This window comes from Lacticaseibacillus manihotivorans DSM 13343 = JCM 12514 (assembly GCF_001435035.1).
Classification (GTDB): domain Bacteria; phylum Bacillota; class Bacilli; order Lactobacillales; family Lactobacillaceae; genus Lacticaseibacillus; species Lacticaseibacillus manihotivorans.
Genome location: NZ_AZEU01000178.1, coordinates 1 through 10,431, shown reverse-complemented (window position 1 = coordinate 10,431; position 10,431 = coordinate 1). Strand labels below are relative to the sequence as shown.

The 10,431-nt window shown below is 48.6% G+C and carries 12 protein-coding genes; all 12 read left to right on the top strand.

Features of this window, described 5'->3' with window-relative positions; all coding sequences use genetic code 11:
• Window positions 1–440 (top strand): zinc finger domain-containing protein (locus tag FD01_RS10275; protein WP_275452964.1); only part of this gene is annotated, 440 nt, incomplete at its 5' end.
• A complete protein-coding gene (gene coaE / locus FD01_RS10270) occupies window positions 437–1,036 on the top strand; it encodes a dephospho-CoA kinase (RefSeq protein WP_056964111.1) in 600 nt (199 codons plus the stop codon). The genes FD01_RS10275 and coaE, both read left to right, overlap by 4 nt.
• Before the next feature lie 201 nt (window positions 1,037–1,237).
• Window positions 1,238–1,714: a transcriptional regulator NrdR gene (nrdR, locus tag FD01_RS10265; protein ID WP_054718587.1), complete on the top strand. Its 477-nt coding sequence runs from the start codon at window positions 1,238–1,240 to the stop codon at window positions 1,712–1,714.
• Between the two features lie 90 nt (window positions 1,715–1,804).
• The gene (locus FD01_RS10260; protein ID WP_056964109.1) at window positions 1,805–3,169 is read left to right on the top strand and encodes a replication initiation and membrane attachment family protein; all 1,365 of its coding nucleotides are present in this window, start codon (window positions 1,805–1,807) and stop codon (window positions 3,167–3,169) included.
• Window positions 3,169–4,092: a primosomal protein DnaI gene (gene dnaI / locus FD01_RS10255; RefSeq protein WP_056964107.1), complete on the top strand. Its 924-nt coding sequence runs from the start codon at window positions 3,169–3,171 to the stop codon at window positions 4,090–4,092. The genes FD01_RS10260 and dnaI overlap by 1 nt, the downstream gene beginning before the upstream one ends.
• A gap of 33 nt (window positions 4,093–4,125) precedes the next feature.
• A complete protein-coding gene (locus FD01_RS10250; protein WP_054718578.1) occupies window positions 4,126–4,434 on the top strand; it encodes a hypothetical protein in 309 nt (102 codons plus the stop codon).
• 315 nt (window positions 4,435–4,749) lie between these two features.
• Window positions 4,750–6,720, top strand: coding sequence for a threonine--tRNA ligase (gene thrS, locus FD01_RS10245; RefSeq protein ID WP_056964105.1), 1,971 nt, complete (start codon window positions 4,750–4,752; stop codon window positions 6,718–6,720).
• Between the two features lie 138 nt (window positions 6,721–6,858).
• Window positions 6,859–7,239: a hypothetical protein gene (locus FD01_RS10240; protein WP_056964103.1), complete on the top strand. Its 381-nt coding sequence runs from the start codon at window positions 6,859–6,861 to the stop codon at window positions 7,237–7,239.
• A 146-nt stretch (window positions 7,240–7,385) separates the two neighbouring features.
• Window positions 7,386–8,828, top strand: a complete 1,443-nt coding sequence (locus tag FD01_RS10235) for an ISLre2 family transposase (protein ID WP_082611843.1) — start codon at window positions 7,386–7,388, stop codon at window positions 8,826–8,828.
• A 254-nt stretch (window positions 8,829–9,082) separates the two neighbouring features.
• Window positions 9,083–9,610, top strand: coding sequence for a translation initiation factor IF-3 (infC, locus tag FD01_RS10230; RefSeq protein WP_082611841.1), 528 nt, complete (start codon window positions 9,083–9,085; stop codon window positions 9,608–9,610).
• A gap of 29 nt (window positions 9,611–9,639) precedes the next feature.
• On the top strand, window positions 9,640–9,840 hold the full coding sequence (gene rpmI / locus FD01_RS10225; RefSeq protein ID WP_054718570.1) for a 50S ribosomal protein L35: 201 nt from the start codon (window positions 9,640–9,642) through the stop codon (window positions 9,838–9,840).
• 104 nt (window positions 9,841–9,944) lie between these two features.
• Window positions 9,945–10,301: a 50S ribosomal protein L20 gene (rplT, locus tag FD01_RS10220; protein WP_054718567.1), complete on the top strand. Its 357-nt coding sequence runs from the start codon at window positions 9,945–9,947 to the stop codon at window positions 10,299–10,301.
• Window positions 10,302–10,431: the final 130 nt, after the last annotated feature.

The following is a 10,431-nucleotide window of genomic DNA, read 5'->3' as shown; positions in this document are numbered from 1 at the left end:
TTCATCTCACGGTGTCGTGCCATGGGGTGGCTAACTTGTTCTTGCAATTTGCGAAACACAAGAAGCCGATCAAATCCGTCATCTTAGATCAAAATGTGGTGGCAGGCGTCGGCAACATCTATGCGGATGAAACGCTTTGGCGGGCAAAAATCAACCCGATGCAGCCGGCTTGCACCTTGAAGCGCTCAGAAGCGGATGCTTTGCATGATCAAATCATCGCGGTGCTTGGCGAGTCGATCAAACTCGGCGGTACCACGGTACATACTTTTGTTTCTGCGGATGGGCGTACTGGTGGCTTTCAGGACAAACTGCAAGTTTATGGCAAACAAGGGACACCATGTCCAAGATGTGGGACTGAAATCGTTAAAACCAAAGTTGGCCAACGCGGGACGCATTACTGCCCGCAGTGCCAGCCGTTGAGAAAGCGTGTGATGCATTGACTTATAAGTTAGGGTTAACTGGTGGGATCGCCAGTGGCAAAAGCACGGTCGCAGAACTTTTTGAACAAGCAGGCTATCCGGTGATCGATGCGGATGTGATCGCTAGACAAATCGTTGAACCCAATTCGTTAGCGTTGAAAAAAATTGCGATGCGTTTTGGGCGGGAATTGATTCAAGCAGATGGCACGCTGAACCGCAAAGCGCTCGGTGCGAAGGTTTTCGGTCATCCCCAAGCGTTGGCGGATTTGAATGCCATTGAGCATCCTTATATTCGCGTGGCGTTGACGAAAGCGTTAGACGAGGCCGTGGCCAGTGGCGCCGATATAGTGGTCGGCGATATTCCATTGATGTATGAAACCCAGTGGGAGGACTATTTTGATGGCGTCGCGGTAGTGAATATCACCCCCAAACTCCAGTTGGAACGCTTGGTGGCGCGCGACGGGTTAACGGTCGATGAAGCGCACGCGCGCATCGATTCGCAAATGCCGCTACCTGAAAAAGTGGCCAAAGCGGATTTTGTCATCGATAATTCACTGGGACAGCAAATGCGTGAAGTCCAAGTGAAACAGTTGATCAAGCATTTGACTGGGAAGTAGGGCGGTTTCACTCATCGCCTAGTCGCGCAACCTAAACCAACGCCTACGCGTCCAAACGCTGTGCCTTGCAAATCCTAAGTTCGGGATTTACTCGTCATCACGCTTGGACTCCAGGCTAAGTGCGGTTTAGTTTGCAGCCTTAGTGAAACTCCCGGTATGCCTGTGTTATAATAACTGAAAACGGATAAGAAGGTGTGTTGCTTGCAGTGCCCACATTGTCATCATAACAGTAGTCGCGTCGTCGACTCGCGGCCAACCGATGGCGGCAAAGCGATTCGACGGCGGCGTGAATGCGAAAATTGCGGTTTTCGCTTCACCACATTTGAGCGCGTCGAACAAACGCCATTGTTAGTCATTAAAAAGAACGGCACCCGCGAAGAATTCAACCGCGAGAAGATCCTCAAAGGGTTGATCCGAGCCGCTGAAAAACGCCCAGTGTCCATGGAGCAAATGCAAGGCATCGTCGAATCAGTCGAAAACAAGCTGCGCGCCATCGGGGAAAATGAAGTTTCAAGCCAAGCCATCGGGGAATACGTCATGAGCAAGCTCTCAGACGTTGACGATGTGGCTTATATTCGTTTTGCCAGCGTGTATCGCCAGTTCAAAGACATGTCGGTGTTCATGCAAGAACTTCAAGACATGATGAACAAAGAAAAATCTTCAGACGAAGAAAAGTAAATCTTTGCGACATGCGCTCGCCTTGCAGATCCTGATCTCAGGGTCGATGAGGCGGGCGCATTTTGCTGAGTGCTGAAAGGAGGCGCGAATTTGGAGCGTCCACAAAATTTCATGGCGCAAGACGACTATCTCGTTGCGCAAGCCACTTATTTTAGCAACGTCGACCAACACGTCGCCGTCAGCTTGTACCAACCGTTAGTTGGCCCAGTCGCCATGGCGCTGTATTTGAGCTTGTGGCAAGAAGCAAAGCCACTGCCTTTGGTGTCTGATCGGCGTTCTCAAACGCGATTACTAGATTTGTTAAATATCGGGGTCGATGCCTTGTATGATGCGCGGGTACATTTGGAAGCAGTGGGGTTGATGAAAACCTATACCACTACGGATGCCATCAGCCGCTACTATGCTTACGAGTTGTATGCACCAGTGACGCCGCAAGCGTTTTTCAATGACGATTTGTTGGGGATGTTGCTGTATGATCGCGTCGGGGATGCGCGCTACACGGAACTTGCGCAAGAATTTGCTTTGCATCCCGTGCGCCGCGATGATTGGCAAGATGTCTCAGCCAATTTCTTAGATGTGTACCATTTGACCAATGTGTTAGAAACCCCGCAAGCAGCGACCCAAGCGCAACAGAATTTGGCCTTGAAGCCACAGCCTGAAGTAACGTTGGCTGATGATGGTGGGTATGATTGGGAACTGTTGGCAGCGACTTTGGCTCGGACCAATATCCAACCTGGGGAAATTGACAAAAACCGTGCCGCTTTATACGAAATCGCCCGGTTTTACGGCTTAGAAGTGCCTGAGTTTGCCCGCCAAATTCAAAAAGCGGTCGACGTGATCACCGGTAAACTCAACATGCGCCAATTGCGGCAATTTATTGAACAGAGTTATCGCAAGCAAGATAAACCCGCCTTTTCTGATCAAAAAACCAAGGTCAATGCGGCGCCTGTTGCATCGTCGACCATTAATGATTTGACGCCGCAAGAAGCTGATTTGTTAAAACGGGCAAACACGCAAGCCCCACGGACGTTTTTGGAAAATACCAAAAAAGCAAAAAACTCCCGCGCGTATGCCGCAAGCAATGAAACGTATGCCTTGCGTGATTTGGTCACGCGACAAGTGTTCCCAGACGCGACGGTCAATATTTTGATCGATTATGTGCTGCGCAGTTACGATTCCTTGAGCCAAGCGTTGCTCAACGGTTTTGTGCAACGGTGGATTACAGCTAACGTCACCACGCCAGAATCCGCAATTCTTCAAATTCGCAAAGAAGCACAACAACCGGTCAAGAATTCACGCAACAGTAAACGACCGAATCGCCAAGAAGAAACGCCGGATTGGATGAAGCCAGATTATCAACCGGTGTCTAAACCCGTTTCCGTGCAAAGTAAACAATCGATCCAAGCGGGATTGGATCGCCTCAAAGCCATGCGCAAGAAAGGATCTGAGTCCTGATGAAAGATATGCATGCCGAATTACAAAAATTAATGGATCAACGCCACCTAACTGGCGCCTTTCACGATGCCATCAATAAGGCCGCGGCAGATCCTGAGGTTCAAGCTTTTTTGCGGGCGCATAAAGGTGAGTTGGCAGAGGATGCGACCCGTCGAGGCGCAGCTAAAATCTATGAGTTTGTCAACGAACGCGATAAGCGCTTGAAAGGGATCCAAAGCTTTGCGCCTGGTTATCAACCAGAACTGGTGGTATCAAACGGCCAAATCGATTTAGCTTATGAACCCACTGCTGAAAAACAAGCGGAAGATAAACTTGCCGATCAAAAGCGGTTGATCAACGCGATCAATATGCCCAAAGCCATCCAACATGCTAACTTGGCGATGTATGATGACAAAGACCGGGCGGATGCCTTGCAAGCGGCTGTGCAGTTTACCGTGGCGGTGGCTGATCAACCCAAAGACTTTCATAAAGGGTTGTATTTGACTGGGCCATTTGGGGTTGGGAAGACTTATTTGCTCGGGGCGATCGCCAATGAGCTCGCGGAACAAGGCGTGGGCTCGACGTTGTTGCATGTGCCAACTTATGCCGTCGAAATGAAAAATGCGATCCAGTCCAACTCGGTGCTCGCCAAGATCAATGCGATCAAAGTCGCGCCAGTGTTGATGTTGGATGATATCGGCGCGGAAGCCTTAAGTCCGTGGTTTCGCGATGAGGTGTTGGGGATCATTTTGCAATATCGGATGCAAGAAGAAATGCCGACACTTTTCTCAAGCAATAAAACCATGGCGGAGCTCAATCGCTTCTTAGCCGGCGCGGATCGCGGCGACAATGAAGCGATGAAAGCGTCTCGCATTATGGCGCGGATTCAATTTTTGGCGACGGAAATTTCTGTCGGTGGCGTCGATCGTCGCAACGGCAACTGATCACAATTCAATCACTCTTGGAGGAGTTATATTATGCATGCAAGTTTAACCAATGATTCAACCAATCAAGTCAAAGATGTCAAAATCGGCTGGTCTTGGACGACCTTTTTCTTCGGATTCTTCCCGGCATTGTTCCGTGGGGATTGGAAGTGGGGCTTGATCATCGCTTTGATCCAAATCATCACTGGGACGTTCACTTGGGGCATTTCGGTATCGATCGTGTCGATTATTTTTGCGATCATTTACAACAAGATCTACATCAATGACTTGTTGAAACAAAGCTATCGGCCAACGGATCAAACCAGTGCCGATCTGTTGCGGCAACGCGGTTTCATCGGCTAGGCCCAACAAGTTTTCAAAACTTTTTTCAAATTAGGGCTTGTCACACAAGAAACCGTGTGTTTTAATCTAAGTATCGAAGACAGGAGTTACAAGGATCATAAACAGAGAGCTGGCGCCCATCTGAAAACGCCACACGACCTGATCCGCACCGCTTCTCGTAGTTCATTCGACCCGTGCTGGGTTATCGCACAAAGAGGAAAGCATTTTTCGTGCTTTCAAGTCGGGTGGAACCGCGATTAGTGTAATCGTCCCGGATGTCAGTGATGATGTCCGGGACTTTTTTGTACTTCTGAATAATTCAAAGGGGAAAACCATATGTCAATTGCAATTACCTTACCAGACAAATCTGTCCGCGAAGCCGAAGCCGGCATCAGCGTTTTAGATTTTGCCAAGTCCATCGCCATCAGCCTCGGCAAAAAAGCCGTCGCTGGGAAACTCAACGGCAAACTCGTTAACTTAGACACCCAATTAAACGGAGATGCAGAACTCGAAATCGTCACCAAAGATTCTGAAGACGGTTTGGAAGTTTTGCGCCAAACCGCTACTTTCGTTTTAGCCGCTGCCATAAAAGACTTGTTCCCAGAAGTGCGCTTGGGCCAAGGCGAATCCCAAGAAGATGGTTTCTTCTACGACACTGACAAAGATAATGGCCAATTGACCGTTGACCAATTGCCAGCCATTAAAGCTAAAATGGCTGAAATCGTGAAAGCCAATGCCCCAATCGCTTCTAAGACTTTGAGCCATGACGAAGCTTTGGCCTACTTTGCCAACGAACCTTTCAAAAAGCAACTGGTTGAAGCCTTAGACGGCGACGTGAAAGGGTTCCAACTCGGCGATTTCTTCGACTTTGAAGAAGCTGCGTTGTTGCCATCTTTGAAAGACTTGAAGCATTTTGACTTGTTGAGTGTCGCTGGTGCTTATTGGGAAGGTAAGTCCTCAAACCCAATGCTCCAACGGATCTACGGCACAGCTTACTACAAGGCTGCTGATCTTGAAGAAGATGCTAAGCGTCGTGCTGAAGCCAAAGAACGTGACCACCGTAACATCGGCCGTGATTTGGACTTGTTCTTCGTTGATCCTAAAGCTGGTGCTGGCTTGCCATACTGGATGCCAAATGGTGCCACGATCCGTCGTGTGATCGAACGCTACATCATCGACAAGGAATTGGCTGATGGCTATCAACATGTTTACACCCCAATTTTGGCTAACTTGGATCTTTACAAGACTTCCGGCCACTGGGATCACTACCGCGAAGACATGTTCCCACCAATGGACATGGGCGATGGCGAAATGCTTGAATTACGCCCAATGAACTGCCCATCCCATATCCAAGTTTACAAGCATCACATCCGTTCTTACCGTGAATTGCCACTGCGCATCGCTGAACTTGGCATGATGCACCGTTATGAAAAGTCTGGTGCCTTATCTGGTTTGCAACGTGTCCGTGAAATGACCTTGAACGATGGCCACACTTTCGTTGCCTTAGACCAGATCCAAGAAGAATTCAAAAAGATCTTGCGTTTGATCATGGACGTTTACGAAGACTTCAACATCAACGATTACACTTTCCGCTTGTCCTACCGCGATCCTAAGAACACCGAAAAGTACTTCGATGATGAAGAAATGTGGACCCGTTCTCAAACCATGTTAAAAGGCGCCATGGATGATCTTGGTTTGGACTACTACGAAGCAGAAGGCGAAGCTGCCTTCTACGGTCCAAAGCTTGATATCCAAACTAAGACCGCACTTGGTAACGACGAAACCATGTCCACCATCCAATTAGACTTCATGTTACCAGAACGCTTTGGTTTGACTTATGTCGGCAAAGATGGTCAAGAACATCGTCCAGTCATGATCCACCGTGGTGTTGTCGGTACTATGGAACGCTTCATCGCTTACTTGACTGAAATCTACAAAGGTGCCTTCCCAACTTGGTTAGCCCCAACGCAAGCCATTTTGATCCCAGTGGCTGACGCGCATCAAGAATACGTTGAAGACTTGAAGAAGAAGATGTTGCACGCCGGCTTACGTGTTGAAATCGATGACCGCAACGAAAAGATGGGCTACAAGATCCGCGAAGCCCAAACTCGCAAAGTGCCTTACACCATCGTTGTCGGCGACAAGGAATTAGCTTCCGCAACTGTTTCTGTTCGTCGCTATGGTGAAGCTGATTCTGAAGAAGAACCAGCCAACATGTTCATCGACTCTGTGGAAGCAGAAGTTAAGAACTATTCTCGCGATGGTTCCCGCAAGCCTAGCGAAGCCAAAAAAGTTTTAGGCGACTAATTTCAGTCGTATCCTATGAAAGCCATCCAGTATCGACATGCTGGGTGGTTTTTTGCGTCTCGAGGAAAATCGTCATTACAATAGAAGAAACGCGTCAACTATGTTAAGCTACAACATGTTAGAAAGAAGGTCGATCACTTGATCATACAATTATGGGGCTCATGGCTGGTGTTATTTCTCATCGCCCGCTTACTCGGCGGGGCAGTCATGATCTTGGCCATGATCATCATGGCGGCATTGCCAGGGGATCGCGATCAGCGGTTTGCTAAACTGATCCAAAACAACGGTCGCGGCATGTATGCGTTGATCGGCGTGGTGTTGTTGATCGCGTTAGTCGGCGTGTACTTTGTGTCCCAATGGTGGTTTGCGATGATCGAATTCACCCCAGTTGGCGTCGCCGTCTTCGGCAGTGTCGGCATCGCTGGGATCACTTGGTTGTCCAGCTTCATCAAAAAGCGCAAAGATTTCCAAGTCAAAATGTCGCAGATGCACGACGATGATGATGATTCTGAAAAATAACCGACAGGCGTCAATCCTTAGTGTAAAGTTTTCCTCGGGAGGTCAAAGTCAAAAGAATAAATTGTCCACAAGACAAAATTGACAAAAGAAGACCGCTAGTCCTCTAATTGAGTTACCACACAACAAGTAGAGAGAAGCGGTCTTCCATGGAATCTATTGTAGCAGTAACTCGTGATATTTTGAAGGAAACAGAATCGTTTATTCAGTTTGAAGCCAAGTTTATTCCCGTACTGGCGGAGCTCGTTTGTACTCAAGTTGCCGAGGCATTTGAAGAACTTGATGATCAACTGTGTCTGGGAAAGGATTGGGAGATCCTCAGACGGGATAAGCGAACAGTCCAATGTCTATTTGGCACATTGCAATTTCGCCGACGGCTGATTCGAAGTAAAGATGGGAAACAAAGTTATCCCCTGGACACGAAGTTAGGCTTGGCCCGAGGACGACGTTATTCACCGATGATGATGGCACAGGTCGCTAACCTCGCTTCGCATACAGTGTTGCGCACAGTCTCAATGGCGGTGGATGCCTTCACCCCAGGCTCAATCAGCTTTCAGACCGTCGACAAAATCTATCAACAAGTCGGCGCCGATTTGAAGGAAGTTGAGGCGGCCAAAGCGACCGCAGCAGCGACGAGCAATGAACCCAAACGCGTTGTATCGCGCTTGTTCATTGAAGGCGACGCCTTCCAGATCAAGCTCAAAGGTGGCCGGCGAACCTATGTGCATCGCCTACAGGTCAGCGAAGGCGTCGAAAACAATGGTAAGCGACATCAGTTAATCAACCGTAAGGTGTTCAGCGGCCTAGACCGTGAGCGCGTCTTTGATCAGATGTCAGCTTATTTAGATGCGCACTACGACAACAAAACCACCGAGATCATCACAGGCAGTGATAACGGTAGTGGCTATGAGCCGAACGTCTTTCAGGTATTTGCCAAGACTCGTAAGCAACATACGCACATCTTGGACGTTTACCATTTGAACAACAAGCTCAAAGAACGCTTCAACATGATGCCAGTTGAACTCAAACAACGTCTCCGCAAAGCGATTTTTACCGGTGATCACAAACGAATGAACACGGTGATGGATACCGCCGAAGCGATCGTGACAGGCAGTGAGGAATATGACCAAGACGACGTTGAGAACGTCGAGAGCTTGCGCAACTACCTTGACCGAAATTGGACCAGTATTGCGCCTTTGACAAGCGTAGATTGGCACCACACAGGCTTGGGAAGCTGTGAGAGCAATCATCGTGCCTATACGTATCGTTTGAAGAAGCAAGGTCGTAGTTGGAGCGTGCCTGGGTTAAACGCAATGCTTGAAATCATCGATGCCGTTCAAAATCACGAGCTTGCCGAATCATTAAGCCAGACCACTGTCTTCGATACGCCGCTGCCAAGCGTTGATCCAGAGAGCGTTCAGATCCCTAAGGACTTCAGTTTGAAGACGTTATTTGGAGGCTTCGCTCGAGCGGATGGTGAACACGTGGAACACATCGGTGCACGGCATGGTGTGATTGACGCGCAAGGACTGAGTGGCACGTCGTTTGGTCGGATGGCGCACTCGTTGAATAACCTTAATCCGGTCGGCTAGAACCCATCATTACAAACTCAATTAACTGGAACCGAGAAAAACTTGACACATACGCGTCAATCTTTTTTCTTGACGCCAGTTAATAATTCAGGTATGATATTAAACGTTGAGAAAACAAGCAGAAGCGCCCGCTTCTCGCCCAAGTCATTGTGACCGCTAGGCAAAAATGTACGGTAACCATGACGGCGGGAGTTTCTATGTAGAGAAGCTCGTGTCGTCTTTTTGCTTGGTTTTTCCAAAAATTTTGGAGGTGAATTGCCATAGCACGAGATATGATGGTCAACTCGGGGATCCGTTCACGTGAAGTTCGTTTGATTTCAGAATCTGGCGAACAACTCGGCGTGAAGGCAACCCGCGATGCCTTAGCGTTAGCAGAAGCTGCTAACTTGGATCTGGTTCTTGTATCACCGAATGCAAAGCCACCCGTTGCGCGCATCATGGACTTCGGGAAGTTCCGCTTCGAATTACAAAAGAAGCAACGCGAAGCCCGCAAGAAACAAAAAACCATCAGCATCAAGGAAATTCGCTTGAGCCCAACGATCGGTGAGGCCGACTTCAACACTCGTTTGAAGAACGCCACCAAGTTCCTTGAAAAAGGGGACAAGGTCAAAGTTTCCGTTCGTTTCCGCGGCCGGGCGATTACCCATAAGGACTTGGGTCAAAAAGTTCTAGAACAAATGGCAGAGGCCACTAAGGAACTCGCCGTTGTTGAGTCTCGTCCAAAAATGGACGGGCGGAGCATGTTCTTGATGCTCGCACCAAAAGCTGACAAAAATAATTAGTCAGAAACGTTATTTAGGAGGAAATCGTCATGCCAAAATTCAAGACCCATCGCGCTTCAGCTAAGCGCTTCAAGAAAACCGCTAGCGGTGCTTTGAAGCGGGGCCACGCCTACACGTCTCACCGTTTCCACGGTAAGACCAAGAAGCAACGCCGTCAACTGCGCAAGTCCGGCTTAGTATCCCATTCAGATATGAAGCGGATCCGCCAGATGCTCAGCCAAATGAAGTAGTTTCCTTTTCAGGAAGCTCATTGATCGAGCACGGATCTCGCGCTCATGTTATCGATTTACACTTCACACAATTTTGTGTGAGTTGAAATTAGGGAGGAATTCTAATGCCACGTGTTAAAGGTGGAACTGTTACTCGCGCTCGCCGCAAAAAGGTCTTAAAGCTCACTAAAGGCTACCGCGGTTCTAAGCATCGTTTATTCAAGTCTGCAAACGCCCAATTGATGGTTTCTTATCGCTATGCTTTCCGCGATCGTCGCGCTAAGAAGCGTGATTTCCGTCGTTTGTGGATCGCCCGTATCAACGCCGCTGCGCGTATGAACGGTCTTTCTTACAGCAAGCTGATGCACGGTTTGAAGTTGGCATCTGTCGACATGAACCGTAAGATGTTAGCTGACATCGCCATTGCTGATCCTGCTGGCTTCACTGCTTTAGCAGAAACAGCTAAAAAGGCTTTAGCCTAAATTGCGTTCAAAATCGTCTAGGAAACTAGGCGATTTTTTTGTGCACGCATTGCCTAACTTGTACATGCTTGGAGCGTAAGCACCTAATAACAGACCGCCTATCCCTCTCAATTGCCAAGCGGTATCATGA

Excerpts from the sequence above, each read along its gene's own strand:
- dnaI (WP_056964107.1), top strand. The coding sequence starts at position 3,169 with ATGAAAGATATGCATGCCGAATTACAAAAATTAATGGATCAACGCCAC.
- FD01_RS10250 (WP_054718578.1), top strand. The coding sequence starts at position 4,126 with ATGCATGCAAGTTTAACCAATGATTCAACCAATCAAGTCAAAGATGTC.
- thrS (WP_056964105.1), top strand. The coding sequence starts at position 4,750 with ATGTCAATTGCAATTACCTTACCAGACAAATCTGTCCGCGAAGCCGAA.
- FD01_RS10235 (WP_082611843.1), top strand. The coding sequence starts at position 7,386 with ATGGAATCTATTGTAGCAGTAACTCGTGATATTTTGAAGGAAACAGAA.
- rpmI (WP_054718570.1), top strand. The coding sequence starts at position 9,640 with ATGCCAAAATTCAAGACCCATCGCGCTTCAGCTAAGCGCTTCAAGAAA.
- rplT (WP_054718567.1), top strand. The coding sequence starts at position 9,945 with ATGCCACGTGTTAAAGGTGGAACTGTTACTCGCGCTCGCCGCAAAAAG.